Here is a 14,825-nt window from a genome sequence, read left to right as displayed (position 1 = left end):
GCCTGCCCATCGGAGGCGCCTATGCCTGCAGCCAGGCGGCTTCCAGCGCGGCGGCGGGCCATTCGCTGCCGCGCCAGTTACGCATAGCCTTCGCCCGCGCGTAGCCGTGGCCGATCGCCGGCGGATAGACACGGTAGGCGGCGTCGGCCAGGTAACCCTGGATCTGCCCCAGCAGCGCCAGCCGCGCCGCGCCATCCAGCTCCGCCCGCTGCCTGGCGATCAGGGCCTGCAACGCGGCGTCGTTCGAGCCGTCCTGATAGCCGATGGCGCCGGGCACGTAGACGTCGCTCAGGTACGGGTCGGCGTCGGCGTGCGGCTGCCGCTGGCCCAGGGCCAGCCCCTCGAACCTGCCGACGAAGGCCGTGCTGAGATACGCGGCGTAGTCGACCTGGTGCGGTGTCGCCTCGATGCCGATTTCGTGCAGGTAGCCGCGCAGCAGCGACGCCTCCTGCACAAAGGTGGCGCCGTACTGCGGTGTGAAGGTGAGCGTCGTTTGCAGGCCGCTCGGCACGCCCGCCGCCGCCAGCAGTTGCCGCGCCGCCTGGATGTCGCGTGTGAACAGCCGGCCAGGCTGGCCCGGCCCGTCGGGCAGCGGCGGCAGGCGCAGCAGGGCAGGGATCGGCAGGTCTGTCACGCCGTGGCCCTTGCCCAGCGCCTGGATCAGCGCCGGACGGTCGATCGCCAGCGAGAGCGCCTGGCGCACGCGCTTGTCGTTGAACGGTGGCCGGTCCACGCGCATGAACAGCGCGTCGGCGACGCCCGGCGCCTCCTCAAAGTCGAAGTCGTTGGCGTTGCTGGCGCGGAGCTGGTCGAAGGCGGCCGGCTCCAGTGCGGCGCTGACGAGCGCCTGCCGCGCCTGCAACGCCTGCACGCGGGCGGCGGCGTCCGGCAGCGAAAGCCAGCTCAGGCCGTCGAGATAGGGCAGCGCCGTGCCGCGGGCATCGCGCTTCCAGTACGCCGCATTCCGGCTGAAGATGTCCGGCTGTCCCGGCGTGTGCTGTGCCAGCAGGAAGGGCCCCGTGCCGATCAGCAGGGTGCGCGAGGTGCCGGCCTGCGCCGTCTCGCGCGGCAGAATGAAGCGATCGGGGCCGCCGGCGATCAGCGCCAGGAACGGCGCGTAGGCCGCCTTCAGCACGAAGCGCACGGTGTGATCGTCCACCGCCTCCACCCGCTCCAGCGGCGCCAGCGCCAGCTTCAGCGCCGAACGCTCGCCCAGGGCGCGGCTGAAGTGCGCCTGCACGTCCGTGGCGATGAACGGCCGGCCGCCCACGGGCGCCGTCTGCTGCCAGCGCGCCTCGGGCCGCAGGTGGAAGAGGTACGTCGTCGCGTCCGGCTGCTCCGGCATGGCGGCGGCGAGGTCCGGTACGAGCGCCGTGTCCGCCGGATCGGGAACGCGCGCGTTGCCGTTGCGCGGCGCCAGCAGGCCGTTGCAGGCGAGCGCCACGAACGCGGGGGTGAGCGCCGCATTCTGCGCCACCGGGTCGAAGCCGGCCGGCACACCCGGCATCGCCAGCGCCAACGTGCCGCCGGGCCGGCCATTCGTCTCGGCGGCGGAGCCTCGGCCGGGCGTGGTTTCGCCGGGCGGCAGCGTGGGGCTCGGCGTGCCGCCGCGGCCCGCCGTGGGCGTGGCCGGGCCGCCGGCGCGCTTGCCGCCGCTGCAGGCCGGTACGAAGCTGAGCGCCAGCCCGCCCAGCGCCGCCGCGCGCAGCGCCTCGCGCCGCGCCAGGCGCCGCGGCTGCCGGGACCGGGTCTGGAACATGTGTCTGCCTCGCCGTGCACGGTTCGCCGGGGTACCGCGACCTTCGACTCTACTGGACGTGCGTTGCGAGCACGATCTATCGCTGGGGCGCGGCGGGCGCTTACTCCCCGTACCCAGCTCTCCTATCCACACGGCTGCTGGCAATCCGCGGCTGCTAAGCAGCCTATCGGAGAGGGGCGAGCCCGTGTAGGGCAGTGCGATTGGTGTCGAACCAGCCGTCGCACTGCCGGTTGCGCCCGCGGCGTGCCGGGCGAATCACGAACCGGCTCTACCACAGTTTGGAAGCCTCACGTCGTCTGGAACACTCCAACCCGGGATCGCCCCTCTCCTTCTCTCCAGTATTGGGAGAAGGACCAGAGGAATGAGAAGGGGGTGAGGATGAGGGTCGCCCCGCGGGCCAGTGCTCCAAAACCGCCGACCGCCGCGTTGATCATGCCGACTGACGATCTCGACATCCCGGAGTTTGCGGGAAAGAATGAATCGCAGCATCGAGCGCCCGTGGAGCGCCGCGCGATGGCCAAGCCCGAGCGTCTTCGCCACGACCCGATCCCGCTGCGGCCGGCCGCGGCGGCGCGGCACAACCTGCCCGCGCCGGCCACACCGCTGCTGGGCCGCGCCCCCGAAGTAGAGCAGGCGGCCGCCCTGCTGCGCCGGCCAGACACGCGGCTGCTGACGCTCACTGGCGCGGGCGGCTCGGGCAAGACGCGCGTCGGCCTCGCCGTGGCGGAGGCGCTGCTGCCGGACTTCCCCGCCGGCGCCTGGTTCGTGCCGCTGGCCGCGGTGGCCGATGCGGGCTTCGTACCGGCGGCGATCGCGGCGGTGCTGGGCGTGCGCGAGGCGCAGGGGCAGCCGCTGACCGAGACCATCGCGAACGTCCTGCGCCTGCGCGGAGAGCCACTGCTGCTCGTGCTGGACAACGTCGAGCACCTGCTCGCCGCCGCGCCGCTGGTGGCCGAGCTGCTGGCGCGTTGTCCGCGGCTGACGGTGCTGGCCACCAGCCGGGCGCCGCTGCGCCTTTCCGGCGAGCGCGAGGTCCCCGTGCCGCCGCTGGCGCTGCCCGCCGAGTCGGAGACGGCGGTCGACGCGCTGGCGGAGTCGCCCGCGGTGGCGCTGTTCTGTGCGCGGGCGGCAGCGGTGAATCCGGCCTTCGCACTCGATGTGGGGAACGCCGCGGCGGTGGCGGCGATCTGCCGGCGGCTGGACGGCCTGCCGCTGGCGATCGAGCTGGCGGCGGCGCGCGTGCGCGTGCTCTCGCCGGCGGCGCTGCTGGCGCGGCTGCAGCACCGCCTCGATCTGCTCAGCGGCGGCCTGCGCGACCTGCCCGCCCGCCAGCGCACCCTGCGCGACACGATCGCCTGGAGCCACGCGCTCCTGAGCGAGCCGGAGCGCGTGCTCTTCCGTCGCCTGGCCATCTTCGCCGGCGGCTGCACGCTGGAAGCGGCCGAAGCCGTCTGCAACCCGGACGATGAACTGAGCGCGGACACGCTCGACCTGCTCACGGCGCTTGTAGAGCACAGCCTGTTGGTGCAACGCACGGGCGCGGACGGTGCGCCGCGCTTCGGCATGCTGGAGACGGTGCGCGCGTTCGCGTTGGCGCAGCTTGCGGCGAGCGGCGAGGCAGAGGATCTGTGCGGTCGTCTCATGCGCTGCTTGATTGCGCTGGCAGAGGAAGCCTCTCCGCGGATCGAGCGCGGCGCTCGCGACTGGCTGGCGCGCGTCGTCGCCGAACACAACAATATTCGGGCGATGCTTACCTGGGTGCTGGAGCAAGGTCAGCCGGAGGACGGACTTCGCCTCGCCTCGGCGCTTGGTTGGTACTGGCCGTACGGCGACCATGGCGCCGAAGGCTGGCGATGGATCGAGCGGCTTCTGCCCTTGTCTGGCCCGGTCGAACCGTCGAGGGATCGAGCACGTGCGCTGCTCGTCGCCGGTTGGTTGGCACATGGCTATCAAGCTCACCGGGGCGACACCGCCGCGCGCCGGCGCGCGGGACGACTTCTTGAGGAGAGCATTGCGCTGTCCAGGAGGCTTGGGGACTGGCGCACACTGGGGGAGGCGTTGCGTATCTGGGGAGAGAACCACGGCAATGCCCTGGCTGGCGACCGTCTGCTCGAGGAGTGCTGTTCTGTGGCTTCGGAGCATGGTGACACGGTGATGCTCGCCAGGGCGCTTGAAAGCCTCGGATCACGTGCGCTGATCGCTGGCGATGCGGCCGCTGCTCGCCGACTCTACCAGCAATCACTTGCGCTTCATCGGCAGATGCACAACCCGCCGGGCATCGCCAATTGCTCGTTCATGCTCGGTCAGATCGCGATTAGCGAGCGAGAGTACGCGGAGGCGCGTCGCCTCCTCGAGGAGGCGCGGACGCTGCGGCCGGCCACGGATCTGTTCGGCCAGGGTGGCGATGCCCACTTCCTCGGCTGGGCAGTTCTTGCCGCGGGGGACGAGGAGCGCGCGGAGGCGCTGTTCCGAGAAAGCGGCGAGTTGGCGCGCAGGCGAGGAGGCACCGTGGCCGAAGCGGACCCGGATGTCCCCCACGCCATGGCCGCGTTAGATCTCGGAGATCCTGCTCGGGCGTTCGCGCTGCTTACCGATGCGCTGCGTCTTGCTCAGAGCGAGGTGCAGACGGAGATGGTCGCCGTCTGTCTGGAAGCGATGGCGCTGGTTCTCGAGCAACGCTCATGGCGGAGCGAAGCCGCCCATCTCGCCGGCGCTGCCGCTGCGGTATGGCAGGCCGGGGGCGCACGCCGGCCCTGGTACAGACACCTGTACGAACGCCGTATGGAAGCGATGCAGGCGGCTCTCGCTGAGGCAGAGCCAGACGCCTACCGCGCGGGCGCGGCGATGTCCATCGATCAGGCCGCTGATGCAGCCTTGAGGCTGGCTGACCAGTTCCATCGCGATTCGGCTGTCCACCTGGCGCCCGCACCAGCCTATCCCAGTGGTCTCAGCGCCCGCGAAGTCGACGTCTTGCGCCTGATCGCGGCCGGCCGCAGCACGCGCGAAATCGCCGAGACGTTGACCATTGCCGAGGGCACGGTTGAGCGGCACGTCACCAACCTCTACGGCAAGATCGGCGTCCGCAACCGCGCCGAGGCCACGAGCTTCGCGCACCGCCGCGGTCTCAGCGATTCGCACACCCCGTAGCCGCTACGGGGTTTCCCACATCCGCTCCTGATTCTGCGCACCCGCAGAAAATGTGGGGCTTCCGCGATGGCGGCCCGCGGGCCACAGGGCATGCTGCTGGCATGGGACCGGCGCGCATTCCCGCGGCTGCCGGCGCCCGCGGAAGGAGCCAGCGATGATCACGCACCCCACCGTCCTCAAGATCGACGCCGAGGCCCAGCAGTTCGCCGCGCACTATCGCCCTGCCGCGATGCCCGAGTCCTCTGAGCCTGACGCGGTGCCGCGTCAGCGTCATCATCTGCCCGCCACCGTGCTCGTTTTCCTGCGTGGCCTCGTGCAGCGCAGGGCGCGGACGCAGCATCCCGCCGCGCCGTCGAGCCGGCCGTAGCCGCCGCCTGCTTCGCGCCGATGACCACGGCCAGCGTGGCGCCGAATGCACCCGTCCGGCGCCTGCCGGCGGCCGGCTTGCGCCCGCGCGCCCACCCGCGATTGCGCATGCGCCGCACGTTCATCTGGCTAAGAAGAGGAGTGTGCGCCATGGTCAGCCCCGCGCCGCCGCACGAGATCTTGATCGCGCCGGAGGACGAGGCGCGCGCGGCCCGTTACGCGGCCTGGACTTCGTGCATCACGCTGGTCCTGGCGGTCGTCGTCGCGCTCGTCGCCTGGCACGCCTTCGCCGGCCAGCATGCTCGCGACGCCGATCAGACGAGCGCGCGTCCAGTCCCATCCGGCGCCGTTTCGGCGCAGCAGAGCGTGCCGGCCGCGAGCCAGGCAGCCGGTTCGCTGGCGGCGGCCGCGAACGCGCCGGGCGGCGCCGGGCCGGCGAACGTTCCGCAGGCCGCGGCGTCAGCCGGCGCCGCAAGCACGGCGCCGCTGCTCTTCACCGCCCTGGCGCGCATGGACCCGCAAGCGTCGAATGGCACGCTGACGGTGTTCGTCGTCGATTCCGCGCGGCAGGTAACAGAGTTGGAGCAAGGGCTGATGGCGACGAATGCCTACCGCGCCACCGGCGGCGCGCCGGCCCTGCGGGCCACCGTGGTCAGCGCGGAGGCCGATCCCGAGGGCTTCTGGCTGGCCCTCGCGCAGTCGGAGAACGAGCCGTTCACGGTCGTGGATCTGCGCCAGCCGTGACGAGGAAACGAGGAAACAGGAAATAGAAAATAGGAACGAGGAGCCAACCGCGGAGCTTCACTCGTTCCCATTTCCTCTTCTCGTGTTTCTATTTCCTCGCTCCCCGACCCTACGCCCTGCGCGTGGCGGCGATGCTGCCGCCGTCCACGGGCAGCGTCACGCCGGTGATCCAGCGCGCTTCGTCGCTGCAGAGGAAGACCGCCGCCCAGCCGATGTCCCAGGCCGTACCTTCAAGACCGACCGCGCCCAGTGGCACCGAGGCAAGGCGCGCCGCCCGCGTCTCCGGCGCCATGCCGCCGGCCACCATCGGCGTGTAGACCGGCCCCGGCGCGATGCAGTTGACGCGGATGCCCTGCGCCGCATGCTGGATCGCCAGCGTCGTGCTCAGCGCGATCACGCCGCCCTTGCTGGCGGCGTAGGGCGCGTTGCCACGGCCGCGCATGCCGGAGACGGAAGAGATATTGAGGATGGCGCCGCCGCCGTGCGCGGCCAGGCGCGGAATCGCCGCGCGGCAGCAGGCGTACATCGAGCGCAGGTTCACCGTCATCACCCGGTCCCAATCCTCGGGTGAGGTATCGAGGATGCTGCCGCGGCTCTCGATGCCGACGTTGTTGACCAGCGTGGTGAGCGGGCCGAAGCGCCGCTCCGCCTCGGCCACCAGCGCCTCGGCCTGCGCCGGGTCGGTGACGTCCGCCTCAGAGACCGCCGCGGTTTCGCCCGCGTCGCGCCCCAGCAGCACGCCCAGCGCCGTCAGCGTCTCCTCGGCCCGCGCCCGCTGCTGGTCCACGAGCAGCACGCGGGCGCCCTCGCGCGCGAAGAGCAGCGCCATCGCCTTGCCGTTGCCCGTGCCCGGCCCGCGTGAACCGGCGCCGGTGACGATCGCGACTTTGCCGGCCAGCCGCGGCTGCCCCGGCGCCGCGCCGCCCGGCCCGCCCGCGCCCGGAAGCTCGGTTGCCTCAGCCATCTGCCTGCCTCCCCGCCGCCCAGCATAGCGCAGAGGCAGTGCCCGAACGGGCGCTTTCCCGCAGCGCCTGGGTATGCGGACCGGCGCTCAGTCGTCGCGTACGCTGAGGTCCGGTTCGATGCCGGTGTCTTGCTGCTGCTGCGGCGCGCCGGTGCCGAGGACGGCGTCCACACGGCTGCGCACCTCGTCGATCGGGCGTCCGAGCTTGGTGGAAAGGATCACGGCAAGCCGATCCAGGTCGCCGTCGCACTCGACAATATCTGACCGCGACATGCCGGGGAAGGCGGCGAGCAGCTCCTCCTGGCGCAGTTGCAGGCGCGCGTTGGTTTCGGCCTGGCTCTCGCTGAAGGGAATGGGCGGGCGCTGCGCCGGCTCGGACGGCTGCGCCGGCGCCACGTCGCGGCTCTCGGCCCAGACCGTACCGGCCAGCGCCTGCTTCGGGTCCGGAGGCAGCGGCCGCGATGCTGCGCTCGCCGGCGGGCTCGCCGGAAACGGCAGTGTGGCGTCGCTCAGATCCTGCGGCCGTCCGGCGCTGGTCGGCCCCGCCGGCGGCGCGGGCTGATCGGCAGCCAGGCGCCCCGTTTGCCCCGCGGGCGCGGCCCCGGCGCCACGATGCGAGTTCTCGGGAAGCGGCGGCGGGGCGGGTGGGGGGCTCGGCGGCCGCGGCATGGCGGCGCTCGCCGTGGCCGCGCCGGCGCTGTTGCCCGCCGGCTCGGTGTTCTCCGGTGAACGCGCGCCGTTGGGCCAGCCGCTGCCCGAGCCGGCGGCGGGATAGCTGAGCGGCTCGCCCAGCGGCTCGTTCTCGTCGAACTCGTCCTCATCAATCCCCGGCGCCAGGGCGCGCTTCACGCGCAGGCCAAGCCAGAGCGCGACGGCCAGCAGCCCAACGGCCACGCCGATCACCAGCCAGCGTGGTCGGCGGCGCTTGCGTCCCAGCCGTTGCTGCACGCCGGCGGGCAGCCGCTCGACGGCGCTCTGCGGCAGCGCATCGAGCGCGTGTTGCGGCCGCCAGCCGCGCACGCGCTCGGGCAGATGCTCGAGCAGGTCACGTGCGGAGCCCGTATCCATTTCATCCTCCCCCGGCCGCCGCGGCCGGCCCGGCTGACGCGGCCTAGCGTGAGCAACCGAGCGCGGCGGCCCGGCGCCCGGCATCTCCCGCATCATACGCACGGCCCGCTCGCTCCGCGCCACACCGGGGGAGTAGGCTCAGCGGACGCCGGGCACAGAACCGGTGTCCCGCGCGGCAACGAACGAGGATCCGGAGAGCCGGTTGCCGGGATCGAGCGCGCCGGGAAGGGCCTCAGCCTTCGCGCAGCAGGCGGAAGACGGGATAGCCCGGAGCGATGCGGCGCAGCTCAGCATCGGGCGCGTCCGGCCCCACGCCCTGGAAGAAGGCGCCGACCTCCATCTTCCAGCGGCGCAGATAGGCGCGCAGTACCGGCGGCTTCTCGTCGTCGCTCAGCTCGGCCAGGTGGATCGACTCCCGGCGCCGGCCCAGACGCAGCTCGGCGGCGCCGCCGGCGCGGACGTTGCGCACCCATTGCGTCACGCCGCGCGGCGCCACCAAATAGCGTTCGCCGCCGAAGGTCAGCAGGTTGACCGGTGTGGTGCGCCATTCGCCGCTCGAGCGCCCGCGCACCGCCAGCTCGCGCGAGCCGTAAACGCTGAGCCCCAGCCGCGTGGAGAGCGCGACGATGCGGTTGAAGACGTTGGTCGTGAACCAACCCGGCCGCTGGTAGCGCTCGTCCATGCGATCGTTCTCCGAGTCCGTGGCGGCGCTGCCCTGCCGGCGCGCCGCGAGACGGCAGGCCACCGCCTGCAAATGCCGGTCGCCGGCACGCTGCCCACCATGCCCGCGACTCGTGGTTTCGCGCGGTGCAAGCGGGGTTCGGTCACGCGCCGGCGCACCAGCCCGGCCCCGGCGAAGGCGCGGAGCACAGTATAAACCGTCTGCGTGGAGACGGCGCCGCTCCGCCGTCGCACCGCCGCGGCGGTCGTGCCGGCGCCGCCGGGCGCGGAGCTGTGACATCAAGGCCGGCGTGACGAATCACCTGCGGCCGGCCGCCGGGTGTATCGCTCAGGTCCGCAGCGCGTCACATGAAGGGGAAACTTCTCAAGAAGCGTGGGCCAGCCATGTGCTATCCGCGCTGCCGGATTGGCGGCGCGGATGGATCTCGCCGCGAGGACGGGCCGCGCCGCACGGGCAAGCGTCCGCCGCCGCGCCGTGACGGCGGCGATCCGTGACAGCGGCGGCGCAGCAACAAGCCGCGGCGTACCCCTGCATCGGCGGCGGTGGGCGCGTCTTCGCTGACAGGACGCGCAGCCCGGCCGCGGCCGGCGAGCCGCCGCAGCCAGCCCGCGGCGCGGCGGAGCGGCGCCGGCAGAGCAAGGCGTGTCGTGGCGGGAACGCCTTCGTCGAGGCGCATCCGCAGATATTCGTTGTCGGTCATGGCGAGACTCGGGACGTTCTGCACGGCATACATCCGATGCGTCGCATGTATAGTATGCAGCCTACTGGGCCGGCGATCCGCCGGCCAGAGCCAATCGGCGGGCAACTGGCCCGTCCGGCAGTGTGGCAGCGCGCGGCGCTGACCGGCTGCACAGGGAGAACGGCCGGACGGCGGCCTGGTAACGCTGCTGCTTGCGGCGGCGCCGGAGGCGGGATGGCGGGCAAGGCGCGGTCTTGCCATAATGCCGGCGGGAGACATCCTCCCCTGCCCCTCCAGCGTCGCATCGGCCCGCCGCACGGCGATGGGGGAGGATTCACGCACAGCCGGCGAGCGGACGAGCCGGTCAGCCGGTCAGAAGGAGGCGGCAAGATGGGCGCTACCGATTACATGCTGCAGAGCATGAACTTCCTGCACGAGGCGTTTCGCGTGGCTACGGACGGCCTCAGCGACGAGCAACTGCACCACAGCGCGGAGGGCGAGAGCCACTCGATCGCCTGGGTGCTGTGGCACGTGGCGCGGATCGAAGACCTGTTCGTGCAGCGCGTCTTCCAGGAGAAGCCGGAGGAGTGGGCCAGCGGCGGCTGGGCGGCGAAGACGGGCCTGCCCGAAAAGGGCTTCGGCACCAACCAGCCCGCCGCCGAGGCGAAGGCGCTGCACGTGGGCGATATGGCCGCCCTGCGCCAGTACGCCCTCGCCGTGGCGAAGCGCACCGACGAGTTCTTGACGAACGCCGACGACCGCGTGCTGGACCGCGAGGTGACGCTGGGCGAGCGCAAGGAGACGATCGGCCAGGCGATCACGCTGCACTTCATCACGCACATGAACGGCCACCGCGGCGAGATCAACCAGCTGCGCGGCGAGATGGGCTACCAGCCGGTGCTGCCGGGCCGCGGCGGCTGAGGCGCAGCAGACGCCGCGCGAACCGCAAGGAGGCAGCAATGACGCAGGCAACCGGCTCGCAGCTCGTGGCCGAGCAGCTCAAGCGTGAGGGCGTCGACACGCTCTTCTTCATTATGGGCGGGCCGATCATCGACGTGGCCGGCGCCGCCGCGGCCAACGGCATCCGTATCGTCGACGTGCGCCACGAGCAGGCCGCGGCGATGGCCGCCCACGCCTACGCCCGCGCCACCGGCCGGCCGGGCGTCTGCCTCGCCGCCTCCGGCCCCGCCACGACGAACCTGCTCACGGGCATCACCAACGCCTTCACCGACGCCGCGCCGGTGATCGCGCTGGGCGGCGCCTCGCCCACCAACCAGTTCGGCATGGACGCCTTCCAGGAGTTCGACCAGGTCTCGTGCTTCCGCTCCGTCACGCGCTGGGCCGAGCGCGCCCTGCACGCCGCGCGCCTGCCGGAGCTGGTGAACACCGCCTTCCGCAACGCCACCGGCCAGAAGCCCGGCCCGGTCTACCTGGACCTGCCCGGCGACGTGCTCTACAGCAAGGTCGAGCACGAGCGCGTGCCCTTCCCCGAGCCGGTGCAGCACGTGCGCACCGCCGGCGATCCGCGGCAGATCGAGCGGGCACTGGCCGTGCTGCGCGCCGCCGAGCGGCCGATCGTGCTTTCGGGCAGCGGCGTGCTCTGGTCCGGGGCCGAGAACGAGCTGGCCGCGTTCGTGGAGCGCAGCGGCATCCCCTTCTACACGACGCCGCAGTCGCGCGGCGTGATTGCCGAAGACCACGACCTCGCCCTGCTCGGCGCCCGCAGCACGGCCTTCTCGCAGGCCGACGCGGTGCTGCTGGTGGGCACCCGCCCGAATTTCATCATCGGCTACGGCCAGGCGCCGCGCTTCGCCCCCGACGCGAAGTTCGTGATGATCAACTCCGACGCGGCCGAGGTCGGGCACAACCGCCGCGTCGACGCCGGCATCGTCGGCGACGCGAAGCTCGTGCTGCGGCAACTGCTGGACGGCCTGGATGGTTTCGCCAGCCGGCGTGACAGCGACTGGGTGCAGACGCTGCGCAAGGCCGACGCCGCCCGCCGCGACCGTTCAGAAGCGGAGATGGGCACCGATCAGACGCCGATCCACCCGCTGCGCCTCTGCCGCGAGGTGCGCGACGTGCTGCCGCGCGACGGCGTGCTGATCGAGGACGGGCACGAGATCCTCAACCTGGCGCGGCAGTCGATCCCGTCCTACGTGCCGCGGTCGCGGCTGAACGCGGGGCCGAACGGCTGCATGGGCGTCTGCCTGCCCTTCGCCGTGGGCGCGCAGGCGGCGAACCCGGGCAGGCAGGTCGTGGCGCTGTGCGGCGACGGCTCCTTCGGCATGAACGTGCAGGAGCTGGACACGGCGGTGCGCCACAACCTGCCCTTCGTCGCGGTGATCTCGCACAACGGCGGCTGGACCGGCGCGATCCAGGGGCGCAAAGTCCCCGGCCGCGACCTGCTGATGACGCGCTACGACAAGGTGGCCGAGGCGTTCGGCTGCCACGGCGAGTACGTGGAGAAACCGGAGGAGATCCGCCCCGCGATCGAGCGTAGCTTCGCCAGCGGCAAGCCGAGCGTGGTGAACGTCGTGGTCGATCCGTTCGTGAAGGCGAAGACGCAGCCCTTCGGCAGTTACTCGTCGCGGCTGGACTGAGCCGAGAGCAGCGGCGAAAGCTTCTGGCCGGCAAACTGTCGCTCGCCACTGTAACGCCGGCCCGCCGCCGCGCGACAGAACGCTATGATGCCGATCGAACTCGCTCCGGATGCGCGCGGCGCTGCGGCCGCTCTTCCAAAACTATCCGTATCTGCACGGCTGCGTGGCGGGCGTGATCGAGGGTGGCATGGGCCGCGCCTTCGCCGACGGCCGCGAGGCGCCCGCCGCCGCCCTGTTAGCGCTCGACTTCAGCCTCTTCGGCGGCGACGCGGCGGCGCCCGGCGCGCCAGAGCTGGTGCGGCTGCTGAAACCAGGGCCGGGCTCGGCGATCGTGCCGGACGAGGCGTGGCACAGGCTGCTGGCGGCGCACTACGGCGGCGAGCTGCACGACGATCCGCGCGAGGCGTTCAAGGCCGGCCGCTTCGACCGCCAGGCGCTGCGCCGCTTTCGGGAGGCGCTGCCGCCCGGTTTCGAGCTGGTGCGCGTGCAGCCCGACCAGGTCGCGGCCTTCGCGGATCTGGAAGTCGACCTGGTGCACAACTTCGCCTCGCACGCCGAGTTCAGCGAGCGCGGCACCGGCTTCGGCGTGCAGCACGAGGGCCGCTTCGTCGCCGGTTGTTCATCCTTCGCCATCGGCGGCGGCACGCTGGAGATCGAGATCGACACGCACCCGGACTTCCGCCGCCGCGGCCTGGCGCGCATCCTCGGCGCGGCGATGATCCTCTGGTGCCTCGAAAACGGCCTGGAGCCGTGCTGGGACGCGGCGAACCCCATGTCATCCGCCCTCGCCTGCCAGCTCGGCTTCGTCTCCACCGGGCAGTACACCGCCTACCGCCTGCATTAGCGCTTCCCCCTCTCCATGAATCCCCCCTCTCCATTTCATGGAGAGGGGGCCAGGGGGTGAGGCGAGGCTCCGCCACGCGAACCAGCAGCGTCCAGGCGTTCAGCACCGAGCGCAACAGGGAGATCAGCACGATTGGCGTGAGCCAGTAGAGCCCGCCGAAGTGGCCCGCCAGCAGGCTCGCGCCGGCGACCGGCACGGCGAGCGTGGCGAGGTTGAAGGGCAAGATGCGTGCGGCCCACTCCAGCCGCTGTCCGCCGCCCAGGCGGCCCAGGGTTCGGCTTTGCAGGCGCACGCTGAGCGCAACCAGAACGCCGCCGAGCAGCAGCTCGACGCCCAGCACCCGTCGGTCCTGGCCGGGAATCAACACAATCACGGCCAGCAGAGAGGATCAGCAGGCCGCCAGGCGCCTCGCGCGCCCGTGCCGCGTGGGCGGGGCACACCTCGTCAAGTGATGGTACCCGCCGGTGGGTCGTTCGCCTGACCGATGACCGGCTGTACTCACCGAGCGCGCTTGCCCCCAGCCCAGGACCCAGCCGGGTCCGGCACGGCCCCGCTTCCCCACTTCAGTGCCGTGCGGTGCCGTGCGGCCTTTCGCGGCTCTGCACAGCGGCGTAGACTACGGCCGAAACGGGGCGGGGGTGAACGCGATGCCGTCCGTGCTGATCGACCCGGAGCTTGCCGAGGCCCGCGCGGGCATTGCCGGCGCCCTCAGCCTGCTCAACTTTGACGACCTGGCGGCCAGCCGTGCCGCGCTGGCCGGCGCCTTCCCGGTGCTGCCGCCGAGCGAGCACGTGGCGGCGCAGGACCGCATGGTGCCCGGCCCGGCCGGTGCGCCCGCGGTCAAGGTCCGCATCTACCGTCCGAAGGGCATCCCGACCAGCACCCGGCTGCCCGGCCTGTACTTTATGCATGGCGGCGGCATGATCATGGGCAACCTGGATGCCGACAACGCGCGGTTGAGCCAGTACGTCGAGCAGATCGGCTGTGTGGTGGTGTCGGTAGAATACCGGCTGGCGCCTGAGAACCCACACCCGGCACCGGTCGAAGACTGCTACGCGGGCCTGGTCTGGACGGCCGCGCACGCGGGCGAGCTCGGCATTGACGCTACTCGGCTCGCCATCGGCGGCGGGAGCGCGGGCGGCGGGCTGGCGGCAGGGACCGCGCTGCTGGCCCGCGACCGCGGTGGACCGGCGCTCTGCTACCAGATGCTCATCTATCCGATGCTCGACGACCGCAACACGACCCCCTCCAGTTATGCGATCACCGACGTGGGCATCTGGGACCGTGCCACCAGCCTCAACGCCTGGCAGGCGCTGCTCGGCGACCAGGCCGGCACGGAGGGCGTCTCGCCCTACGCCGCCCCCGCCCGCGCCACGGACCTGGCCCGCCTGCCCGCCGCGTACCTCGACGTGGGCACCGCCGACCTCTTCCGCGACGAGGACATCGCCTACGCGCAGCGGCTGATGCAGGCGGGCGTGCCGGTGGAACTGCACGTCTACCCCGGCGCCTACCACGCCTTCGAATTCGCGCTCTCGGCGCGCCTCACGCAAACGGCGCACACGCTGCGCATGGCGGCGCTCAAGCAGGCGCTCACCGGCTGAGGTAGCCGCCCCGGCTCTGGTCCCCGTGCAGGAGGAAGGTCAGCCACAGGACGTCGGCTGGTGCATGTGACATCTCAGCGCGTCACCGGTCAACCGAACGGCCCACCGATGGATACCATCACCTGACGAGGTGTGGGGCGGGGTCCGGCATGATCTGCCGTGGGTTGAGCGAGAGCGCGACGAAGAGCGGTCCCAGCAACGCCGCCGCGGCGCCTGCCACCGCGCCGAACAGCACCTGCCAGGCCTTCGATTGATAGGCGGTGTCCATGCGCTCCTCGTCGCGCGACGGCTGAGAGCCCGGCTTCGCGCGGTTGTCCGCCGCCGCCGCGGCGCGCGTTGGACATTCGCCGCGTGTGGCTCTGCCGCAGCGC

General features: G+C 72.0%; 12 protein-coding genes and 1 pseudogene. 7 read left to right on the top strand and 6 right to left on the bottom strand.

The features are described 5' to 3' along the window. Nucleotides 1-19 precede the first annotated feature (19 nt). Nucleotides 20-1,759: an ABC transporter substrate-binding protein gene (locus tag VKV26_18385; protein ID HLZ71875.1), complete on the bottom strand. Its 1,740-nt coding sequence runs from the start codon at nt 1,757-1,759 to the stop codon at nt 20-22. Nucleotides 1,760-2,272: 513 nt separating this feature from the next. On the opposite strand from VKV26_18385, the gene VKV26_18380 reads away from it, so the two are divergent. From VKV26_18380 to VKV26_18370, 3 genes are all read left to right on the top strand, one after another. Continuing rightward, nucleotides 2,273-4,906 (top strand): LuxR C-terminal-related transcriptional regulator, encoded by a 2,634-nt coding sequence (locus VKV26_18380; GenBank protein ID HLZ71874.1) that lies wholly within the window; start codon nt 2,273-2,275, stop codon nt 4,904-4,906. Nucleotides 4,907-5,060: 154 nt separating this feature from the next. Next, nucleotides 5,061-5,273: a hypothetical protein gene (locus VKV26_18375; protein HLZ71873.1), complete on the top strand. Its 213-nt coding sequence runs from the start codon at nt 5,061-5,063 to the stop codon at nt 5,271-5,273. 149 nt (nt 5,274-5,422) lie between these two features. Continuing rightward, nucleotides 5,423-6,016 carry a hypothetical protein gene (locus tag VKV26_18370; GenBank protein HLZ71872.1) on the top strand — a complete coding sequence of 198 codons (594 nt, stop codon included), beginning with the start codon at nt 5,423-5,425 and terminating at the stop codon, nt 6,014-6,016. Nucleotides 6,017-6,125: 109 nt separating this feature from the next. Here VKV26_18370 and VKV26_18365 read toward each other — a convergent pair whose 3' ends face one another. The 4 genes and pseudogenes from VKV26_18365 to VKV26_18350 all read right to left on the bottom strand — a co-directional run bounded on the left by VKV26_18365 (nt 6,126) and on the right by VKV26_18350 (nt 9,031). Beyond that, the gene (locus VKV26_18365) at nt 6,126-6,980 is read right to left on the bottom strand and encodes an SDR family oxidoreductase (protein HLZ71871.1); all 855 of its coding nucleotides are present in this window, start codon (nt 6,978-6,980) and stop codon (nt 6,126-6,128) included. Between the two features lie 87 nt (nt 6,981-7,067). Beyond that, nucleotides 7,068-8,048 (bottom strand): hypothetical protein, encoded by a 981-nt coding sequence (locus tag VKV26_18360; protein HLZ71870.1) that lies wholly within the window; start codon nt 8,046-8,048, stop codon nt 7,068-7,070. A 232-nt stretch (nt 8,049-8,280) separates the two neighbouring features. After that, nucleotides 8,281-8,730 (bottom strand): nitroreductase/quinone reductase family protein, encoded by a 450-nt coding sequence (locus tag VKV26_18355; protein HLZ71869.1) that lies wholly within the window; start codon nt 8,728-8,730, stop codon nt 8,281-8,283. Between the two features lie 149 nt (nt 8,731-8,879). Further along, nucleotides 8,880-9,031: pseudogene (locus tag VKV26_18350) on the bottom strand (transcriptional repressor). Between the two features lie 768 nt (nt 9,032-9,799). Between VKV26_18350 and VKV26_18345 the strand changes: the two are divergent. The 4 genes from VKV26_18345 (at nt 9,800) to VKV26_18330 (ending at nt 14,454) form a co-directional block, all read left to right on the top strand. Next, nucleotides 9,800-10,330, top strand: coding sequence for a DinB family protein (locus VKV26_18345; protein ID HLZ71868.1), 531 nt, complete (start codon nt 9,800-9,802; stop codon nt 10,328-10,330). 38 nt (nt 10,331-10,368) lie between these two features. Continuing rightward, complete coding sequence (locus VKV26_18340; GenBank protein ID HLZ71867.1) at nt 10,369-12,009, top strand: thiamine pyrophosphate-binding protein; 1,641 nt, start codon at nt 10,369-10,371, stop codon at nt 12,007-12,009. A 109-nt stretch (nt 12,010-12,118) separates the two neighbouring features. Further along, nucleotides 12,119-12,853, top strand: a complete 735-nt coding sequence (locus VKV26_18335; protein ID HLZ71866.1) for a GNAT family N-acetyltransferase — start codon at nt 12,119-12,121, stop codon at nt 12,851-12,853. 647 nt (nt 12,854-13,500) lie between these two features. Then, nucleotides 13,501-14,454, top strand: a complete 954-nt coding sequence (locus VKV26_18330) for an alpha/beta hydrolase (GenBank protein HLZ71865.1) — start codon at nt 13,501-13,503, stop codon at nt 14,452-14,454. Between the two features lie 118 nt (nt 14,455-14,572). On the opposite strand, the gene VKV26_18325 is transcribed toward VKV26_18330, so the two are convergent. Further along, nucleotides 14,573-14,722, bottom strand: a complete 150-nt coding sequence (locus VKV26_18325; protein HLZ71864.1) for a hypothetical protein — start codon at nt 14,720-14,722, stop codon at nt 14,573-14,575. Between the last annotated feature and the right edge of the window lie 103 nt (nt 14,723-14,825).

This window comes from Dehalococcoidia bacterium (assembly GCA_035310145.1).
In the GTDB taxonomy this organism is placed as follows: Bacteria; Chloroflexota; Dehalococcoidia; order CAUJGQ01; family CAUJGQ01; genus CALFMN01.
Note: the sequence above shows the minus strand (reverse complement) of the source record. Positions and strands in the feature narration are given on the sequence as shown.

What these genes read in the sequence shown, in the direction of transcription:
- VKV26_18385 (HLZ71875.1), bottom strand. Translation starts at nt 1,759, where the DNA reads ATGTTCCAGACCCGGTCCCGGCAGCCGCGGCGCCTGGCGCGGCGCGAG.
- VKV26_18380 (HLZ71874.1), top strand. Translation starts at nt 2,273, where the DNA reads ATGGCCAAGCCCGAGCGTCTTCGCCACGACCCGATCCCGCTGCGGCCG.
- VKV26_18375 (HLZ71873.1), top strand. Translation starts at nt 5,061, where the DNA reads ATGATCACGCACCCCACCGTCCTCAAGATCGACGCCGAGGCCCAGCAG.
- VKV26_18370 (HLZ71872.1), top strand. Translation starts at nt 5,423, where the DNA reads ATGGTCAGCCCCGCGCCGCCGCACGAGATCTTGATCGCGCCGGAGGAC.
- VKV26_18365 (HLZ71871.1), bottom strand. Translation starts at nt 6,980, where the DNA reads ATGGCTGAGGCAACCGAGCTTCCGGGCGCGGGCGGGCCGGGCGGCGCG.
- VKV26_18360 (HLZ71870.1), bottom strand. Translation starts at nt 8,048, where the DNA reads ATGGATACGGGCTCCGCACGTGACCTGCTCGAGCATCTGCCCGAGCGC.
- VKV26_18355 (HLZ71869.1), bottom strand. Translation starts at nt 8,730, where the DNA reads ATGGACGAGCGCTACCAGCGGCCGGGTTGGTTCACGACCAACGTCTTC.
- VKV26_18345 (HLZ71868.1), top strand. Translation starts at nt 9,800, where the DNA reads ATGGGCGCTACCGATTACATGCTGCAGAGCATGAACTTCCTGCACGAG.
- VKV26_18340 (HLZ71867.1), top strand. Translation starts at nt 10,369, where the DNA reads ATGACGCAGGCAACCGGCTCGCAGCTCGTGGCCGAGCAGCTCAAGCGT.
- VKV26_18335 (HLZ71866.1), top strand. Translation starts at nt 12,119, where the DNA reads ATGCGCGCGGCGCTGCGGCCGCTCTTCCAAAACTATCCGTATCTGCAC.
- VKV26_18330 (HLZ71865.1), top strand. Translation starts at nt 13,501, where the DNA reads ATGCCGTCCGTGCTGATCGACCCGGAGCTTGCCGAGGCCCGCGCGGGC.
- VKV26_18325 (HLZ71864.1), bottom strand. Translation starts at nt 14,722, where the DNA reads ATGGACACCGCCTATCAATCGAAGGCCTGGCAGGTGCTGTTCGGCGCG.